Origin of the sequence: Sulfuriroseicoccus oceanibius (genome assembly GCF_010681825.2) — a bacterium.
Classification (GTDB): Bacteria; Verrucomicrobiota; Verrucomicrobiia; order Verrucomicrobiales; family SLCJ01; genus Sulfuriroseicoccus; species Sulfuriroseicoccus oceanibius.
The window spans coordinates 2,480,525-2,498,809 of record NZ_CP066776.1 but is presented as its reverse complement, the minus strand read 5'-3'; the positions used below and the strand labels follow the sequence as shown (position 1 = coordinate 2,498,809).

The following is an 18,285-nucleotide window of genomic DNA, read 5'->3' as shown; positions in this document are numbered from 1 at the left end:
TTTTTGTCGGTGATGGATCAGGCGGAATGAGGGCTCACGCAGAGACGCGAAGACGCAGAGGGGGAGGTAGTCGGGAAACGAGCGTGCTGCGGACGCCGAGTGTGTTCGTTTTTTGGGGAACCGCAGATGGTCTGGATGCCAGAGTATCAGGTCGAGGGATGGTGGAGGTAGCGCGTGCTGCGGACGCCGAATGTTTTCGCTTCTTTTCTGGAACCTTAGATGGCTCGAATTCTGTTAGATCGCTACGGGTAGCTGGGCGACGAGATAGACGGCGATGGAGGCGGTGGTGGCGACCAGGGTGAGTTTGACCCAGCCGTTTAGCGGGTCGTCCGGTTGCATGGGCAAACGCCACGCACGGAAGAGAACGGCGCAGCCCCAGGCCGCCCCTGCGACCAATAGCATCAGCGAGCCGAAGGTCAGCGGTTCGACGATATGGAGCATTGGTGCCGCCACGATGAGTGATTTGAGGATGACGCTGAGCGGCGGTTTTCTCAGGTTGGTGTCCGGCGCCAGGATGCCGATGTGGAGGAGTCCGGCCTGGAAGGCGGTGGTGAGGCAGAACCCGAGTGGTCCCCAGGTCGGGGCGATCACCCCGGAGCGGGCGGTGAGCAGCCAGCCGAGTGCGGGCAGCGCCAGCGCGACGATCTGGTTTGAGGTGTGGCGAGTGGGCTTGTGGTAGTCTGCCTTCTTGAGCTTGCCACTGGTGGCGACGTGAAGTGCGAAAAGCAGAAGCAGTGAGACGAGCGGAACCACGCCGCCCAAGTGGAGTGCGCCGAACCCGTAAAGCAAGGCTGCCAACATGGCGCCGCCATTGAGCGTGGTCATTTTGCGGGTGGCGAGAAGGATGAGCAAAATCGCACCGAGCGCCAGCCCACGGCCGATCAGCTCGGCGCTGCCCATGGGGAGATAACGATCGAGCAGGAAGTACGTGCCAATGGGGACCAGGATGTTGTCCGTGCCTTTGCCCGACATGCCTTCGACCGCGGTGATGAAGCCGCTGATGACTAACGCGATGAGCAGGCATTCGGGGCGTCCGGTGTCGGAGAGCAATAACAGCGGGATGTGAATGGCGAGGAAGGTGACGAGGAAGAAAGTAGCCGACCCCTCGACCGATTTCGTGCCGTTGGAGCATTGGTATTTTTCCGCTCCGTAACGTGTTCCTACCAAGGCTCCCGCGGCGTCGCTGAGGGTGAGCACCAGCACGGGGATGATGTAGAGCACGGTGTTGCCGGCACTTGCCGCATAGACCCAGGCCACGGCAATCGGAAAGAGCAGCTCACCGGAGGAACTGCGGTCCACACTAAAGAGGGCGGAGGCAAATGGATTGCTCGCTTTGGTCAATCGGATGAGTAACAACACTGCGGATGCGATGAACGTGAGCAGAACCACCGCTGTGGTAGATACTTCCAGCAATGGAAAGCCCAGGCAAACCAGGCCCATGCCGATGTGGACGATTTTGCGCGCCATCTCCGCGGAAACCATGTGCAGCTTGAGCAGCAGCGACGAGACGCCGAGCAGGATGCCCACGGTGAGCAGGGCGAGTGGGATGAAAATCGCGGTGGGCATGGTGGACTCGTATTGTGGCACCAGCTTTAGGCGCGGGTGGGTTTTGACAGGATTAACATGAGTGACATGATTTTCGCGACTGCCTTGCGATGGTTTTTTGCGGATCTCGGTGACGTGGCGGTGAGGCACAGGGAGGCAGGGGTGCCTACGGGGGCACTCGCCTGAGGCTCGCTGACACCAAGGTTGTATGAGATGTGCGTTCCGCACATTGGAACGTCAGAGGTATGCTGATAGGCGTCCGCGTCTGGCGTGGGGGACGAAGCGTGATCGAAGACGATTGCTCACTAATACGCCTCCGTCTCCTTTGACGCATTGTTATGCCGCCCTTGCAGGGCTCAGAATGGCGGGGCGGTGATCCCCATGGCGTTGCCAAGGGCTGTGTTGGGATGCGCCTCCGGCGCGGTCTGATGTCGGGTCTGGATCCTGCGGTGGGGGGGCTTGCGTTGGTCTGTGGTTAGCGCCGACGGCAAGGTGTTGAACCGCAACGCGAGGAATGGATCGTTGGGATGCGCCTCCGGCGCGGTCTGATGTCGGGTCTGGATCCTGCGGTGGGGGGCGTGCGTTGGTCGGTGGTTAGCGCCGATGGCAAGGTGTTGAGCCGCAACGCGAGGAATGGATCGTTGGGATGCGCCTCCGGCGCGGTCTGATGTCGGGTCTGGATCCTGCGGTGGGGGGGCTTGCGTTTGTCTGTGGTTAGCGCCGACGGCAAGGTGTTGAACCGCAACGCGAGGAATGGATCGTTGGGATGCACATCCGGCGCGGTCTGGTGTCGGCGCAGGATCCTGCGGGGGGCTTGCGTAGGCGATCCTGGGTTCATCGCGTAGCGATGGCTTACTGGTTAGCCAGCGGATTCATCCGCTGGATTGACCGACGCCGTGACCTCGCGCCGAAGGTGCGGTTTACCGAGAGTTGCGAATCGGATCCTAGTTGCTCGGCTAATCCCCAGTCACCGATTCCACCACGAAGCGTGAGTAGAAGAATGCCTTGTCCTCAAGGTGGAGGCGTTGGGCGAGCTCGGTGAGTGGGACGAGTTGGCCGGCCATCGACTCGGGGCGCGAGCGTGGGGCGAGCATGTTCCAATAGGCGAGCCGCGCGTCCGGTGAGGAATTGGCGACCAGTTGGGCGAGCAGAGCGTGGTAGTTCTCCTCCGACATGTATTCGAAGATGTCGCTCAGGTTGAATGCATCGAATGGTTGGTCGCTGGTGGTCAGGATCTGTTCGATGGGTGCGTTGACGATGTGGAAGTCGTCGAGCCGTGAGCGGATGCGCTCGAAGTTCTCCGGCCGCAGCGCGTGGGGCAGGGCGTGGTCGGGGTAGCTGCCGCTGAGGATGTAGTGGAGGTAGGGGTTGCAGGAGGGATCCAGTTCGCGCAGGGCGTGCTCGGTTCGTTCGAGGATGCGGTCGGCGACGCTGCCTTCGACGTACTTGAAGAATGCCGGCGAGCGCCCCAGCATCCCCATGACCTGGCGCGAAAAGAAGAGGTGGAACACCGCCCGCCAGCGCCATGTGTTCCATTCATCATCGTAGAATCGGGCGCGTTCCGTGGCCTCCTTCGGCTCCAACAAACGGGCGACACGGCGTTTTGAATGCGCCAGTGGCAACACGCGGGTACGGAAGATGCGGAAGTAGGACTCGAACTTGCCCACGGTGGCGAAGCCTGCTGCGATCGTTTCCGGTTGGCTGTCCCAGTAGTCGCGGGATGATGCGCTAAGGTCAGGAGAGCACTGTTGGTAGAGCGCGCTGCGATCGGGGCATTCGCGGTGACCGAGCAGGGCGAGGAACCCAGCGTGATCGAGGCGGTGGTAGGCGGCCTTGCGCAACTCAATGCATGCGACCTGCGTCGGGTTCATTTCGACGGCCGTGACCGATGCGGCACCCGCGGCGAGGAGGGAGAACGAGTTGTCACCCGCCGAGCCGATGCTTAGGCAGTGCCGGTTCCCGGGAGCAAGGGCCTCGACCAGGATGTCGGCATCCTCCCATGTGTTGGCGTAGCGCACGAGGTCGAAACGGGTGCGCGATTGAACTTCACTGCGCGTCATGAGGGGGAGTTGGCTTGGGTTAGAATGCGTACGGATCCGGTGCTACCGTCCATCTCCACTTCGTCGCCGGTTTGCAGCGTGCGGGTGATGTGGCTCAGCGAGACGACGCAGGGGAGGTTCAGTTCGCGGGCGACAATGGCGGAGTGCGAGAGCAAGCTGCCGCGCTCGACCAACAGGCCGCTGGCCGAGGGAAAGAGCACGACCCAACCCGGATCGGTCTGGCGGGCGACGAGGATTTCGCCGGGCTCGAGGCGGGCGTCGGTCGGGTCGATGACTACGCGGACTTTGCCACGCACCACGCCGCGGCACGCGCCCAGCCCTTGGAGCGCATCACCGTCGCAGGCTGCGGCCGGCGCGCTTTCCTGAACATCGGCATGCCGGTGCATGGCACCACGGGTGGTGAAGCGGTCCGGCGGTGGGGGCGCCGCCGCATGGCGCGCGAAGCACTGTTTGCTAGCCTCTACACTGTCGCGCAGCTGCGATGCCTCGTGGGTGCCTTCGTAAACCCCTAGCAACGTGGCGAGATCCAGATGGAATGCGTCGTCCGCGGAGTCGAGGAGGCCGTCGGTGGCTAGATGTCTTCCCAGCGCTTTGGCAATTTTGCGCACACGTCCAAACAACCGGGTGCGCTCGAAGCGCAGGTTCTCGCGGTCTTGCACGCGGTCGCGGGCTTCGTTGACGATGCGGCGGAACATCCAGCGCTTCAGCGGTGAGCGGATTTGTTTGAATGTTTGCTCATCCGTGGATTCGGGTGGAGCGGCATCAGCTGGTGCCGGTGGGCGCAGAGCCATCGCGCCGATGGATTGGAGCAGCGCTGCCGGATCGTCGGCGACGGTCGGGCTTTCGAGCTTCAGCTCACCGAGGCAGCGGTCGCCGAACTTATCAAGGTAGCTGGTGAAAAGCTCACCCAGTTGGTGGTTTTGCCGCAGGGCATTCAGCCTGGTGGCCGCTGGGATGTCAGGATCCGCGAGCGTTTTTGCCAGCGCGTGGTTGGTGCGGGCAATGGTGGCCATTTCAGCGATGCGGCGCGGCGGCTCGGCGCTGACGATGTCGCGGCATCCGCTGACCAGTTCGTTGGCGTGGGATTCATCGCCCAGCCATTTGATCGCTGTGGCCCGGAGCACGCCGTGGATGATCATGGCGAAGAAATCGTTGATCAGCGGAGCATCCCACTGTTTGAGCAACTGACGTTCCAGATCGCGGTAGTGGGCAACGAGCTGCGGACCTGTCATCTCGGCGACCGGTGTTTCTTCCCTCAGCGCCGCTTCGAGGCGATGGTTGAAGCGGTCGATGGTGCCGCCGAGGCGGATGCGGCGCCAGACCAGAGCTGCCAGCGTGCGGGACAGGGCGATGGTGTCGGCCGCTTTTGACGACTTCATTTCCGCCGCGATGCGCTCCGAGATTTCATCGGGCAGCGGTTCTTTGACGCCCATCATCTGCTCCATGAACCGGCGGTTGACCTGATAGCCGGGAAGCATTGCCAGCACCCGGTACCAGCTCACCAGATTGTAGTAAACCTGGCCGCGGAACTGTCCGAGCATCTTCGGGAAGACGTCGTCGTGCGCTTCGATGCGGCTTTCCGGAACACTGAGGATTTTACAGAACTCGCGGTAGACGTGTTCGTACGCGCGGCGGGCGAAGCTGAAGGTGAGTGGTAACGTGAGTCCGCTATAGCTTTCGGCGATGTTGCTGTTGTCCCAGATGGTGAGAGGTTCGTCCGGGTCGGGGAGTGCGCCGAGTGTGGTGATCGGCCGGCTTTGGAGCAGGAAAACGTCGTCGCCCACGATCGCCCATTCGATATCCTGCGGGTGCTCGAAGTATTCGGCGCAAGCAATGGCAAGCCGCGCCACCCTGCCGGCCTGCGCTGCGGAGAGCTCCGGTTTTTCCGGCTGGCTGAGGATGTGGCCGCCATGGTCACAGGTCCAGGTTTCGCCGTCGACATCACCGGAAACGAGCTTCTCTCCCGTGCCCGTGACCGCGCTGATGACGACGACCGAGCGGCGGCCGGAAACCGGGTCGGCGCTGAAAGCCACACCTGCGAACTCGGCGGGGATCATGCGTTGGACCAAGACGGCAGGGACCGATGGGGCGGGCAGGGCGTGTTCTTTGGCGTATTGTTGGATCGCCGGAGCGCTGGCGGATGCCCGCACTTTCTCGACATGCTTGGCTACCTGGTCGGCGCTCAGTTCGAGAAATGAATCAAATTGGCCGGCGAATGAGTGGTTGGCTCCATCTTCCTCGGTGGCCGATGAGCGGACGGCGAAAAGTGAGCCTCCCAGTGAATCGACGGCGTGTTGGAGCTCGGCGGTCGTTGGGGCGTCGTCGTTAGGAACGGAAAAACCAGCAGGAACCGGAAGCCCGGCAGCGGTGAGCCGTGCGAGCGCCGCGGATTTTCCTCCGACAACCGCAGGATCAGTCGCCAGCTCGTGGCTAAAGGGGATGATGGACATCGGGTGAGGTTTTAGGTGGTGAGGTTTTTACGTTTTAGGTGGTGCCCGCTGGTTATAGAAGGGCTACCTGACTAGCAGCCAGCTCAGTGGTCCGAGTGCGAGGTAGAGGGCGAGTGTCCAGATGCCGGAGGCGGTTTCGATGCATTTGCCGTGGTGGCCATTGATGAAGCGTCGGCGTTGGACCAGCGAGTAGGCGAACGCGGCACCGAGCACGGCTGCGACCAGCCACACTGTGCCGGCGGCAAGGGCTGCTAGAATTGCAAATGCCCCGGTTGCGATCTGACAGCCGAGCCACACCGTCACCGAGCGGTCGCGGCCCCAGAGTTTGCTGTAGGTTGGTACGCCATCCTCTTCGTCGTCGGGTTGGCGGCACTTGCGGCCGACTTCGATCACCAGGCCATTGGCGAAGCTTGCTGCGAGGAATGCCACCAATGGCAGCCCAGGGTGGCTGCCCGCCGGAAGCCAGTAACACGCGGTGGCAAACAGATCGACCAGCGGCATGATGAGCATGTGCGTCCACAGATAAGTGATGGGGCGCGCTTTGAGCCAGTCGCCGGCGAAGAACTCGACGCTCATCAGCGCGAGGTAGGCCCAGGCAATGGCGAGAATGATCAGCAATGCCGGCGCCAGATACCAAGCCACCGCGGCTTGGATCAGCGCGCCAATAACAAAGAGTATGCCCAGCTCGCGCAACTTGATCAGCCCGCGGGGAACCGGACGGTAGGGGCGGAACTGCGTGTCCTCTTCGTTGTCTTTGAATTCGTCTGCAATGCGCAGTTGGAAGAAGAACCACAGGCAGACGATAAACGCACCGGCGAATGCTTCCCAACCGGGCAGTACGGCGTCGGCCAGCAGAGTGGGGAAGATGACGGCACACGCGCTGAACGCGGCAACCAACGGGCTGTGTTGAACCAATGGAAAGCGCTCGGACTGGTAGCGCCAGAAGCGTCGTGGGAACGAGAGCGCGGATTCGTTTGATGCGGTGGATTCCATGGATCGGGAAAGCGATGCTGCAGCAGGTGGTGGTTATCTGGCCAACTTGCGGTGGGCTCGGGTGAAGTGCCCGGCCGCGAGTGCTGCGATGATGGAGATTTCTCCGCCTAACAACAAAGCACCGGTGACCTCGGCGAGGGCTCCGGATTTTCCTGCCCCGCTCAGTCCCATCAACTCAAGGCACGCCCGCTGTGACGGAAGCCCCGTTCCACCACCCACAGTTCCGACCATGATGCCCGGCAGTGTCACAGCGGCGTAGAGTGATCCGTCGTCGGTGGTCTCGAAGCGGGTGACCCCCACGGCGGACTCGGCAACGCACGCGGCGTCCTGACCGGTGGCAATATAAAGGGCCGCGAGCCCATTGGCGAAGTGCCCGTGCACGCCAATGGTACCGCTGAGTACGCCACCTACCGCCGACATGCGCCAGTAGTCCACGAGTTGTTGCGGTGTGGCGTGGACGTGTTTTTCCAGCAGGTCGGCGGGGATGATGACCTCAGCGCTGACCTTTTTCCCGCGGACGGTGGTGAACGCTTGGGCGCTGGCCTTTTTGTCGCCGGAGAGGTTGCCTTCGACATAGGCCTCCTGGGGGGCGATCGGGCTGTGCTCGAGGATGTATTCAAACGCGTGCTGGGTGGCGATGGTGACCATGTTCTGGCCCGAGGCGTCGCCGGTGCTGAACTCGAAGTTGAGGTACACGTGGTTGCCCTCGGCGGTGATGCTCATGTCCAGTAGCTCGCCGTGTGAGGTGGTGGCGTTGGCGCGAGCGCACAGGTGGTCGAACTGTTCGCTGATCCAGGCGATGAAGCGGCCGGCTTCGATCATGTCGCGGAACGCAAAGGCGGGCGATCTCGTGACCGCCTGATTGAGCAACACGGAGCGGGCCCCTCCGGCAGCGCTGATCAATCGTGCACCGCGATGGTAGCTGGCCACCAGTGCCGCCTCGCTGGTGGCGAGTGGGACGGGGTAGTCGCCGTGGGCGAAGAACCCACGCACGCGCAGCGGCCCGACCACACCAACCGGCACGTTCACCGAGCCGATGCAGTTTTCTATGTTGCCGGAATAGGACTCGATCTGGTCGCGGGTGGTGGGGTCGAGCAAGGTCTCGCGCACGGCTTCCGGGGCATTGAGTCGGGTCCACAGCTTGTCCGCGCGCCCAGCGGTGCATTTTGCGGTGGCGGGGAGCGCACGCGGCAGGTCTTCGGTGTCGAGTTGGAGCCGTTGGGAAAACTCATCGACCGAATGTTGGTCGAGCAGTTGCCGCATGTGGTGGTTGATCAATGAGCGCTTTCCGGACATGGCGCGATGATGCAAAGGATGCGGGTGTTTGGATAGAAATTATCGGCCTGCTAGGAGTTTTTGCAGGCAATGCTCGGCAAAGACGCAGGGGAGGTCTGTTTTTAGACAGGATTCACAAGATGGTCATGATTACCGGAATCAGGCATGCGCAGCGCTGGAGGGACGCATTCCAGCCGTTAAAAGGGATGGCTCCATCCCCCCTCGACCACAGGAGTGTGGTCGCTCCATCGCAACCCGTGCGGCCACCATTCCCCGCTGGAGCAACGGCACTCCTGCCGTTGAATCGTTGGGCTCCGTCCACTTCGCGGCAGCTTCTCTAAAGCTGAGCTCACGCAGATATGCCAAGGCGCAGAATGGGGATCATTCGTAGTGCGGGTTTAGACTGGATTCACAACATGTTCATGATTGCCGTCCAAGGCATGCGCAGCGCTGGAGGGACGGCATTCCTGCCGTCATGAGGGAGGGCGCTGTCCTGCAGGATTCAGGCCATCATTCAGGGCAAAGAGCCCGTAGAGAGTATGAGGCGAGGGCGTGAGCCAAGCGGTTGCCGCAGATTCCTGGATCGGAGATGTTTTGAGGGAGGGCAGGCTTATTGTCGAGGTCGCCATCCCCTTCGAATTCAGGAGGGTGGTCGCTCCATCGCACCCCGTGCGACCACCATCCCCCGCTGGAGCAACGGCACTCTTGCCGTTGAAGCGTTGGGCTCCGTCCATTTCTCGATCGCTTCCTCTATCCTCGATGGATGCTCCAGCAGAGAAGGTGGGATGCTTTCACCCGTCTATTACAGGCGGATTCGTTGATTGTGAGTGGGAATCCGGCCGATGCATCTGATTGCGCTTTCCAGTTGCGCAGTGGCCATGAGTCGGCTAATGCTCATGCCATGTCCGCACCATCCACCGCTTTTAGTCGTGTCTTCGCCATCGGGGCGTTGTTCGTCGTAATGCTTAACGTTCTGGCCGCCGGGGGCAATTTGTTCCAGGAAGGCTTCTGGCAGAAGATCTACGGCGGCGCTATCGTCGCTTTCGGAGCCGTTTTGTTCTTCCAGCTCATCAGCTTGGTAGCCACAGGTCGCAGTGGCATCGCCGCCAACTATCTGTGGATGATGGTCGGTGCATTCGCATTTTTTACAGGGACGCTCAACGTCTTGGTCGCTATCTTCCCTGATGCGCTGTGGACTAACCCTGAACTGGTTAACGACAAGACTAAAGAAGTGGTAGTTGTCTCAGGCTTCCTCGGGTCCGGTGTTGCCATCGCAATTAACGCAGTTTTGGTTGCACTCGCTGCCATTGGTCATACAGTGGAGGACAGCAATCCAGACCTCGAGCCTGTTTCCTAAAAACAGACTCGCGCCACTGCAAAAGATTTCGTCGGTTCGCCGACAAAGCGGAGAGGTGGCAGAGTGGTCGAATGCAGCGGTCTTGAAAACCGCCGAGGCGAAAGTCTCCGTGGGTTCGAATCCCACCCTCTCCGCCATTCATTTTGAATGAGTTACAAAGAAAGCGACTCCCTGAAAATGGGGGTCGCTTCTTTTTTCGCCTGTAACGGAGTTATCAGGGTTTGCGCGTCATTTCGCACGCCTTCGAGTAGATTCTGAGTAGATTTTTTTGGGGCGGTTTTCGAGCATTTCGGGATCGTTTCGGCGCGGATCTCTCCACATCGGATCCACTCCGGCTACGTCGTCGGCTTGGTACAGTCTGCTCGAATTCTACTCATCTCCGCCGGTCATCTCCGCCGGTCATCTCCGCCGGTCGTGGTCGTGCCGCGTGTGCCGGTGTGATCGGTGTGCCGCGTCGTCGTCGGTGCTCACCGTGTCGCGTGCCGGTGCTCCTGTCGCGTCGTCGGTGTGATCGTCGGTGCGGATCCACGCTCAACCGTCTATCGTCTCGCGTCTCGCTGTCATCGCGTCCGCTAGCGTGATTCGGTGCTCTGTGCCGTGGTCGAGCTGCACGCGATAACGTCGGCGGCGTGCATCATAGCTGATCCCGTCCGGCAGGTTGGCGGCGTCCGGCGCGGTGTGATGTTGCGGCGGTGTCGCGAACAGTCGGGCAATCCACTTGAACGGATCTTTCATCGGTCGTGGTGTGGCTGAGGCTGCGCAATGGCGTCTAGCAACGCGTCAATGCTTCCGGCGGCGGTGGTGTAACTCATCGCCATGGCTTGCAGTCTCTCGGCCTCTCTCGCCTTCCTGCGTGCTTTCTTTCCGGGCTTGTGCTTACTCATGAAGTCCTTTCTCCTTATCCTCACGGATCCAATCTTCTTCGAGCTCAGCCAGCACCTTTACGAACGCGTCTCGGTAGATTTCAGCCACGCGGCGCATTTCGGCTTCCTGGTCGTGGATCAGGTCATAGATCCTGAGCTTGCTCAGCGCGAGCTTGGCGGCCTTCTCGATTGTCTCCGGCTCAGGATCCTGCATCCCGCGAACGACAGCCCGCGCGAATAGATTCTTGTTATCTCGCTTCATCATTTGGCGCCCCTTTCGCCTTCAATTTCAGCCTCGTCTTTCAATGCTTCGAGCTCTCTCGCGGTGGCCTCGTGGAACTCGCGCAACGTTTGATCCAAGTACGGCCTGAGCACCTTCACAATTCCCACCTCGTCCAGACCGGCGAGCATTGGCGGCAACGTGTCCACCATTCGGTTAAGCATCGCTTTCACCATTGTTCCCATCCTGAAGCCAGCGTCGTGAGCTTTCTCAACGCTCACTAGCTCACCCATCGCACGGGATAGCCTCAACAAATCATAGGCTGCGCTCGTCTTGGTCTTCAGCGTCCGCGCGGTGGCGTAGTCGGTGGCATCGCTCATCTCGGCGTGAAGCTTCTCCAGTTGCGCATTGATAGCGTCGGCGATGTCCTGCGGCGGGGTGGTCGGTGATCCTGCCTCCGCTGCGGTCGCGTGAAGGTGGCGCTTGGCTTGTTCAAACCACTCTGGCTGGCGCTGTAGGTTGCCCAGGATGATTAGAAGGGCTGCGGGTTGCGTGATCGGATACTGCCGTTGTTTCCAGCGGTGGATTGTGCTCTTGGCGATAGTGCCTTGCTCCAATCCATAGGCGGCGCATAGGCGTTCCGCGATTGTGTCGAGTGATTGCTTCATAGTGGAATTTGTCCCGCTCGCGTTCCGCTTCGTGGCGTCGTGCTTTCTGTGGAATTCGAGCCTTCATTGGTGCTCACGTTGTCACCATTGCGGGACGCTGCTGGACTGTGGGAGCAATCGCTTGCTATGAATCCCGCAGTAGCGCGATCTCAGATTGACGAATTTTGACCGAGCTTCGGTGCGACCTGAATGAAAGGTTCAAAATTATAGGGGTCCCAATGGGGGTGGGTAGGGTTGCCCCTCTCTCGCGCTCTCTCGCGTCGCTCATGGCGTTTTGATTGTGTTTTGGTATAGAGTGCCGCGAATTGATAAAACCGCGTTAAACGGCCTCCTATGGCTTTCCTGCGCGTTTGCGCTTATGCGCTGCGGTTGCTGCTGTTCGGTAGTTGCCACTTGTTTTTTCCGTCCTGTAGTGAAGTCCGGTCGCCTTTGAGACTTTGCGAACGTGGCGGTGGAATGGCTGAAAGCTAATGCCTAACGCGGCAGCAATATCGCGCACGGTCGCGCCTCGAATAACGTCCGGCCTCACCACATAAAGCAATGCGATGAATCTGCGCTGAATCTTCACCACGTCGTCGGGTGTGATTGTTTCGACTGCGTCCAGGTCGATCTGCGCAACTGCGCGAATCATTGCGTGAAGCACTTCGGCAGGGTCGGCTTGGATCTGCTCGCGGTCGGGCTCGGGCTCGATGTGCTCGATGGGGTGATCGAAGACGGCGACGTCTCCAGCGCATGAGAGCGGCACGGTAATCTCTGGTGCGAGTGGGTCAGTGATCGGCATCTGTCTCGGCGGCGTTAGAGAAATGAATCCCGCCGCCAACACCATTGCCAGCGGCGGGGCTTCGCTCGGTGAACCGTCCGGCGGAAGCTAGAGAGCTAACGATATGGGATAAAACAACCGCTCTCTTACCACTTCGAGCCCGGCGGTTTCCCGTCAGGCTGAAGGTTTTACGTTGGCAATCTGAGCCTTGATCGTCGTTAGCTCTTCGGCATGTGCGCCCAGGCTTCGCGGCTAATGACACCAAGCGCTTTCACGCGATCGAATTCGATCTGGGTGGCGCTTCGATACGCATCATCCGATAAGGCATCGGCTCCGGCTGCAATCGCTTCGCTTGCTTCCTGCGGAGTTTTGTCGGTTGCTGGAACCTGCAAGCGCTGCGAAGGAATCCCCATCAGGCGCATACGCGCCTCCCAATCGCCTTTCGGGATCTCGCGCCACATCCCTCGCTTATTGCGTAGAAGTACGGCGTTAGACCACGCTGCTACGCGGACGGGGCTTTCGTGCTGTTGGGCTGCATCGGCGGCCGCGATGAAGTCGGCTTCGGTCAGCGGCGGGTTTTTGATCGGGGCGGGCTGCTCGTGAATAGGAATTCGTTTCATGGTTCTTGATATTTGGATTGGAGAATTGCGGACGGCTTGCGGCGTTTCAACGGTGCGGACAACTCGTAGAAATAGACGATGGCTTCGGGATCGTCCTTCAATGCGTCGTCGTAAGCGTCCATCGCGGCGCGGCGGTCGTTGCTGATGTGAATGACGCGAGGTTCGCGATCCGGTAGCGTTTCCTCTGTTACTAAGTACGGGAAGATCATATCGGCTAGAATTCGAGCTCTTCGAAGGTCTTGCGGCCAACGTCGTAAAGATCACGCGGGACAACGGACGCGGGCTTGAATTCGCGCGCGATAAGCCATGTGCGAGGGGTGATGAGCTCACGTTTTTTGATGGCTTCAATCGCCAGGTCGATTTGCGATGGCTGCTCAACCGGCTTCTGCGGGTCTGCCTTGCCTTCGATCACTTTCAGCGCTTCCTCTGGCGTCAGCGGCTCGGGCTCGACGACCTCGCGCTTGGCGGACAAGCCTTCTTTCTCCAGCAAGCGGCGAACGGATTGCTCGGGAATGGTATCAAGGTAACGATATTTTTTACCGTCCACGCTCGAAACGATTTCCACCACGCGAAACATAGTCGTGCTAGATGGCCTCTTTGAGACTGATCCAAAGCTAATGTCACAAGCTGGGTAGTAAACGTTCCCGCTAGCAAGCATAAGCTTCAGCTTGGCACGGATCTGGGCTGCGTCTTTGATCCCCATGGCATCCGCAACCGCTTTCTGTGCGGCGGCGGCTTGTTGTTTCAACGCGTGGATGCTGGTTCCTGGTGTAGTGTCGAATGTCGGCATATTGGTTCTTGGTTCGGGTTGGGTAGTGCGTGCCGTTTGTGGCATCGCTTGATTTGTTGTCGCGGTGGCCTCGGTGGTCGCGCTCGTGGTGATCGGCGTGGTCGGCGCCATCGCCATTGGCAAGTCGTCGGTGATCTCGGCGCGGCGTTGCTGATCGCGTGCTGCTGCGCGTGCTTTGGCTTCTTCGATCTCCTCGATCTTGCGGTCGAATTCCGCCATGCTGATCGGTTGGTCGTGCTTGGGTGCTAGAGTCTTGCTAGAGCGGCGGCGCTTGAATCTGTCGAGAAATCCCATATTGCGGAGCTGTTAAAAATTGGAGCTCCCGCGTGCGCGTGTGGTGGGGAGCCTTCACAGAAGCACCGTTTGTCACCCTCACGGACTTCCGGCGATGTGCGGTGACAAGTGAGCAGGGGTGAGAGTCCTCCCATTCTCTCGATTGTTGGGGCGGGCGCGGCGTATCGGCTGGGGAGCTGGGGGCGTCGCGCTCGCCTTTCTCGTGTCCGGATCCATGCACGAAAATGCCCGCGCGGATCTCTCCGGCGGGCGTTTTGATTTCCGTAAACGGAAACTAATTGATCGGGCTGCGGATCCTCTGCGACGCTGGGTGGTCATCGTCGCGGCGATCTAATCGGCAATGCATGAAATGCGGGCTCATCGGTCGGCGGCTCCGGTTTGGTAGTCGTGCAACCTTTCAAAGCGTCCGGTGTGGTCGCGAGTAATCGGCTCAGCCCGATCCGCTCGAGTGCTTGGCGGTTGATGCCCGTCGCGAGTCCTGCGGCTCGTGGTGGCGATTCTGGGGGTTCTGCTGCGGTCTGCTGAATGTCGAATTCGATGCGTTCGAGCTTCCGGTCGTCGGCGCGTGTTTGTTGGGGGCTTGGCTTCATCGGCGGAGCTAATGACACAAATGACAAAAATGACGGGCTGAAATGATGGAACAAAATTCTTCCGGTCATCGGGCGGCGTGGTCGAGCCAGAGTAGTCTTGACGTGTTGCCGGTCTTCTCGTGTCGGTGTCCTGGTAGTCTGCACGGGTGCTCAGGGTGTCCTACTAGTCCGGCGTCGATGCCTAGCTGCGGAGCGATTGAGCGAAGGTCAGCAATGGCTTGCTGCGGCGGAGTATGAAACCAAGCGTGCAGACTCTTTGATCCAGTAAAGACAATAGCGGCAAGCCTCCAGTGCAAGTCTTCGCGCATCCATCGGATGATTGCGGCGGAGTCTGCTAGATGTGCTCGAAGTTCGTCGGGGGTGGTTGGTGCGGTTCCGTCAAAGCCGTCGAAGTCCAGCACGGTGTATGGCGATGTTGCGACGTTGTCCCTTGTGCGGCTTGTTGTGCCCTCCTTCCACGTTGCGGGCGTGGTCATGGATCCGCACCGATGCGCGGTTGAATGGTGGCCGCTGGTCTTCTGCCATCGGGCGGCGTGAGCGGTTCCCGACTCGTAAACTTCGCCAGTCCATAGCAGAGCGTCAGGGGCGAATAACGCGGCGAGCATTGCACGGTCAGGGTAATTCTTCAGCATTGGCCGGTCGAGCCTCACGGGGCTATCTGCCAGGATTTCCCCGCTTGTCCATCGGTGGCGATCAATCAACGGGCGGCGGTATTCCTGCGCTGCCTTGGCGCGTGCCTCCTGCTCGGCCTCCTGCCTTCGTCGCTGCGCTTGTTCCTTCTGCCAGCGGCGCTTCTCGTCAGGGTCGGGCTTCCAGTCCGATTCTCTGCCTGCTAGCGAGTGAATCGCCTTAGCGTCGCATCCTGTGATGCAATAGAACGCTCCGCTTTCAAAGATGGCTAGATTATCCTTCGCGGTGTCGCGCCCTCCAGCGGCGCATTGTGGGCATTGTGCGATAACCTTACCAGCAACTATGCGAAGCGCTTCGAGCCGGTTAGGATCAAGGGCGCATGTCTCAGGAAAAGTTGGGGAGTTCATTTTAAGGAAGGGGGGAAGAATTTTGTTCCGATTGTTTGAGCCGTCATTTCTGTCATTTGCGTCATTTCTCAGGCGCTCTTCTCGATCAGCCAATAGCGGCCGGTGCTGGTGCGATGCTCGAAGATCCGGTGCTGCTTCGTCAAACGGGCTCCGAACTCTCGCTTCCCGCACGCTCGATAACCGTTGTCGGCGCAATAGTTCCGATACTCCTGATAAAGCTCGCCTTTCAGCACCTGCTCGCTGGCTGATGGCGCGAGTCCTTCATCGTCCAGAAATAGCGCAACGCTGTCGGACTCCAGCTTGTAGCGGCGCAAGCACTCGTCAGACTTGGCGCACGGGCTGAATCCTTTCCGCTCGCGGACTCGTCGCATACCGCTGAGAACCCAATTCATCACGCCAGGCAATTCAGATTCGATGATCTTGCGGGCAAGGTCAGGATCTCGCTCTTCGGGCGTGATCGTCTGCTCAAATGGAACAATCAGGAAGCGGCGGAAAAAGCCTTCCGTTTGCTCTGTGAGGCTCGGCAGATTGTTCGCATTGAACGCGAGTCGAGCGTAGTCCTTGCTGGTCACAAGGTCTTGGTATAACCGGCGGAATTCCAGCGGCTCGCCTGATGATGCTTTTTTTAGCGTATCGGGCGGCACGCTTCCCGCAATCTCGGATCCGTAGTTGAGAAGCTTGCCAAGCATCGGCAACCGGCTCTCTGGTTTCTTGAGCGAATCGAAGCTGATGTTTGAAATGTTATCAGCTCCAAGCATTGCGGACATAATATCAAACAAGACGGACTTCCCGTTGTGACCGTGTCCTAGCAGAACAAGCATCTTCTCAAGCTTCAAATCTCGTAGGAAGATCCACCCGAAAAACTCGCTCACAAGTTGCTGGCTTTCCGCATCTGGCAACGCTCGATCAAGGTAGCGCTTGAAGATCGGGCAATCCGCATCCGGTGAGTAGTTGAACGGCAAAACGTAGGTAAATCCGTGCGCTTTGCTGTGGCTGGTCATAACCTCGCGATCTCGCTTTAGCTCAAGCGTGCCGTTGGAGAAATTGACCATTGATCCGCCGGTTGGCTGTAGCTGCGGGGTCACGGTGCGGAGCTGCTCTGCAAGCTTCCGGCGCGATTCGTAATACCTGGAGTCGGTAACGCAATGCCCGATAGCCTCAGCGAATTGGCCGAGCGATGATTCCAAGCATTCAGCCTCCAGTGGTTGCCAATGTTTGCCGGTGAAGTAGTGCACGGATCCATTGATCCGCGCTAGGCCTCCAGCGGCGTGCTCGGCGTGTTTCTTGAAATGTTCGGCAATGATGACGGCGGCCTCTTTCGCTGTCGGCTTCCGAACCTTGCCTTCCGCGTTCAGAAGCTTGTGACCGATGTATTCAAGCGCCAGTTCGCAGAAGTCTGCGAATTCAGCGTCTTTGATAAGTTGGCTGATTGCATCTTCGGCAGTGCTGTAATGCTTGGCTTTTCCCGCGCCCTCAATAATTGCGGCGAGGTCTGGGCTGCGTGGCTCTAGTGGCTCAAGCTGCCTATCAAGTTGATATTGGTGTTGTTGCATGGAAGGGATTGAATTTTGCCCCTTGCCTCGCGGGTGACATCTCGCCTAGATTGAAGCCGCCAAGACTTCTCTTTTAGGTCGTTGTCCGTCGTCCCCGGGCAGCGGCTTTTTTTTGTGCTCGGGGTTATTTCGCCTTGTTGCGGGTGCTGAGTGCGTCCTGCACTTCGCGCCAATCGTAGCGCGTGGCGCGGTCGGCCTTCAGGCACGGGATCAGGCCTTTGATAGTCCATTCCGTGACCGTTTTGGTGGACACTCGGAGACGGGCGGCAAGTTCTGGTCGGGTCAGGATTTCTTGTTTCATATCCTTACGAGAGTTGTCACCCTGCTCGGGGAGTTTGGGTCACCTTCTAGGAACGATCCGCCTGTTATTTCCCGTCGCTCGACTGCGCTGGTACGCGTCCGGCGGTCGCGGCGTGCGTGAGTGCCTCGGCCTTTAGCTGCTCGCCGGTTGTGCGTCCGGCTGCTTTCGCTCGCGATGCCAGGTTGGCGGCCGTCTCGTCGTCGATCTCGATTGTGATCGGCGCGGCGATTCCAGCTTGGCCGGTTTCCACTTTGTTGAGCGCATAAGCCAAAAGCATCTCAATCACGCGATTAACGCTCATGTGTTGCCGCTCCGCTTCGCGGTGAAGTCGCTCGGACAATTTGCTGCCAAGATTTACCGGCACGTTCACGCGCTCTCGTGGCGCGGTCTGTGGGTCTGCTGCGGTGAGCATCTGGGGAGCGAGTCGGCGGAGTGCGTCGGGTTCGATGCCTGTGTATTTGGCAACTCGTGCGATCTGGCCGTCTGTTAGCTGGCTCATATCTTCGGGCGGTTTGGATTCTGTGATCGGGTTCGGCCTCCTGCTATTTGCTCTCGCTAATGCCTTCCAGTGCCTCGATCACTCGAAGCCAATTGAACCTTACGCATTGCCCGATCTTGATTGCGGGAATGCGCCCCTGGGCTCGGTAGTTGTCGATACTCCGTCGTGTTACCTTCAAGCGGCGTGCGAGTTCTGCGGTATCAATCAACTCGTTGGGCGCGAGTGCGACGGATGGGGTAGGGCGTTCGGTCGGGGTGGTGGTGGATGCGTTTACTTTCATGCCCCGACCATGTCCAAGTTTGGCGAAAACCGTTATTCGCCAAGCGTGCACCACGTTTCGCGAACGTAAAAACAAGGGGAGAAAATCACAAAAAAACACCCGCGACAAAAATCACGGGTGCTCAATTTGC

At 59.6% G+C, this 18,285-nt stretch carries 19 protein-coding genes and 1 tRNA gene; 2 read left to right on the top strand and 18 right to left on the bottom strand.

The features are described from left to right. Positions 1-234 precede the first annotated feature (234 nt). The 5 genes from G3M56_RS10090 to G3M56_RS10070 all read right to left on the bottom strand — a co-directional run bounded on the left by G3M56_RS10090 (position 235) and on the right by G3M56_RS10070 (position 8,344). Positions 235-1,566: a diacylglycerol/polyprenol kinase family protein gene (locus G3M56_RS10090; RefSeq protein ID WP_164362335.1), complete on the bottom strand. Its 1,332-nt coding sequence runs from the start codon at positions 1,564-1,566 to the stop codon at positions 235-237. 935 nt (positions 1,567-2,501) lie between these two features. Then, positions 2,502-3,605, bottom strand: coding sequence for a BtaA family protein (locus G3M56_RS10085; RefSeq protein ID WP_164362337.1), 1,104 nt, complete (start codon positions 3,603-3,605; stop codon positions 2,502-2,504). Further along, a complete protein-coding gene (locus tag G3M56_RS10080; RefSeq protein ID WP_164362340.1) occupies positions 3,602-6,055 on the bottom strand; it encodes a PEP/pyruvate-binding domain-containing protein in 2,454 nt (817 codons plus the stop codon). The genes G3M56_RS10085 and G3M56_RS10080 overlap by 4 nt, the downstream gene beginning before the upstream one ends. A gap of 63 nt (positions 6,056-6,118) precedes the next feature. Beyond that, the gene (locus G3M56_RS10075) at positions 6,119-7,048 is read right to left on the bottom strand and encodes a UbiA family prenyltransferase (RefSeq protein WP_164362341.1); all 930 of its coding nucleotides are present in this window, start codon (positions 7,046-7,048) and stop codon (positions 6,119-6,121) included. Positions 7,049-7,081: 33 nt separating this feature from the next. Further along, on the bottom strand, positions 7,082-8,344 hold the full coding sequence (locus tag G3M56_RS10070) for a hydroxymethylglutaryl-CoA reductase (RefSeq protein WP_235203381.1): 1,263 nt from the start codon (positions 8,342-8,344) through the stop codon (positions 7,082-7,084). A gap of 880 nt (positions 8,345-9,224) precedes the next feature. Here G3M56_RS10070 and G3M56_RS10065 point away from each other — a divergent pair. Beyond that, entirely contained in the window at positions 9,225-9,680 is a 456-nt protein-coding gene (locus tag G3M56_RS10065) for a hypothetical protein (RefSeq protein ID WP_164362344.1), read from the top strand. A gap of 49 nt (positions 9,681-9,729) precedes the next feature. Further along, positions 9,730-9,817 (top strand) — tRNA-Ser (locus G3M56_RS10060). A gap of 394 nt (positions 9,818-10,211) precedes the next feature. Here the strand turns inward: G3M56_RS10060 and G3M56_RS10055 are convergent. The 13 genes from G3M56_RS10055 to G3M56_RS09995 form a co-directional block, all read right to left on the bottom strand. Beyond that, positions 10,212-10,415, bottom strand: a complete 204-nt coding sequence (locus G3M56_RS10055) for a hypothetical protein (protein WP_164362347.1) — start codon at positions 10,413-10,415, stop codon at positions 10,212-10,214. Next, positions 10,412-10,564, bottom strand: a complete 153-nt coding sequence (locus tag G3M56_RS10050) for a hypothetical protein (protein ID WP_164362349.1) — start codon at positions 10,562-10,564, stop codon at positions 10,412-10,414. The genes G3M56_RS10055 and G3M56_RS10050 overlap by 4 nt, the downstream gene beginning before the upstream one ends. Continuing rightward, positions 10,557-10,808, bottom strand: a complete 252-nt coding sequence (locus G3M56_RS10045) for a hypothetical protein (RefSeq protein WP_235203379.1) — start codon at positions 10,806-10,808, stop codon at positions 10,557-10,559. The genes G3M56_RS10050 and G3M56_RS10045 overlap by 8 nt, the downstream gene beginning before the upstream one ends. Continuing rightward, a complete protein-coding gene (locus G3M56_RS10040; protein WP_164362353.1) occupies positions 10,805-11,431 on the bottom strand; it encodes a hypothetical protein in 627 nt (208 codons plus the stop codon). The genes G3M56_RS10045 and G3M56_RS10040 overlap by 4 nt, the downstream gene beginning before the upstream one ends. A gap of 331 nt (positions 11,432-11,762) precedes the next feature. Next, positions 11,763-12,212 carry a hypothetical protein gene (locus G3M56_RS10035; RefSeq protein WP_164362355.1) on the bottom strand — a complete coding sequence of 150 codons (450 nt, stop codon included), beginning with the start codon at positions 12,210-12,212 and terminating at the stop codon, positions 11,763-11,765. Positions 12,213-12,409: 197 nt separating this feature from the next. Next, positions 12,410-12,811, bottom strand: a complete 402-nt coding sequence (locus tag G3M56_RS10030; protein ID WP_164362357.1) for a hypothetical protein — start codon at positions 12,809-12,811, stop codon at positions 12,410-12,412. Beyond that, positions 12,808-13,020: a hypothetical protein gene (locus G3M56_RS10025; RefSeq protein WP_164362359.1), complete on the bottom strand. Its 213-nt coding sequence runs from the start codon at positions 13,018-13,020 to the stop codon at positions 12,808-12,810. Before G3M56_RS10025 ends, G3M56_RS10030 begins: the two co-directional genes overlap by 4 nt. 5 nt (positions 13,021-13,025) lie before the next feature. After that, positions 13,026-13,895 (bottom strand): hypothetical protein, encoded by an 870-nt coding sequence (locus tag G3M56_RS10020; protein WP_235203378.1) that lies wholly within the window; start codon positions 13,893-13,895, stop codon positions 13,026-13,028. Between the two features lie 655 nt (positions 13,896-14,550). After that, positions 14,551-15,522 (bottom strand): small VCP/p97-interacting protein, encoded by a 972-nt coding sequence (locus tag G3M56_RS10015; protein WP_164362363.1) that lies wholly within the window; start codon positions 15,520-15,522, stop codon positions 14,551-14,553. 68 nt (positions 15,523-15,590) lie between these two features. Beyond that, entirely contained in the window at positions 15,591-17,075 is a 1,485-nt protein-coding gene (locus G3M56_RS10010) for a DNA primase family protein (protein ID WP_164362365.1), read from the bottom strand. Positions 17,076-17,199: 124 nt separating this feature from the next. After that, positions 17,200-17,376 (bottom strand): MerR family transcriptional regulator, encoded by a 177-nt coding sequence (locus G3M56_RS10005; protein ID WP_164362368.1) that lies wholly within the window; start codon positions 17,374-17,376, stop codon positions 17,200-17,202. Between the two features lie 64 nt (positions 17,377-17,440). Further along, positions 17,441-17,875 (bottom strand): hypothetical protein, encoded by a 435-nt coding sequence (locus tag G3M56_RS10000; RefSeq protein WP_164362370.1) that lies wholly within the window; start codon positions 17,873-17,875, stop codon positions 17,441-17,443. 43 nt (positions 17,876-17,918) lie between these two features. Beyond that, entirely contained in the window at positions 17,919-18,155 is a 237-nt protein-coding gene (locus G3M56_RS09995; RefSeq protein ID WP_164362372.1) for a helix-turn-helix domain-containing protein, read from the bottom strand. Positions 18,156-18,285: the final 130 nt, after the last annotated feature.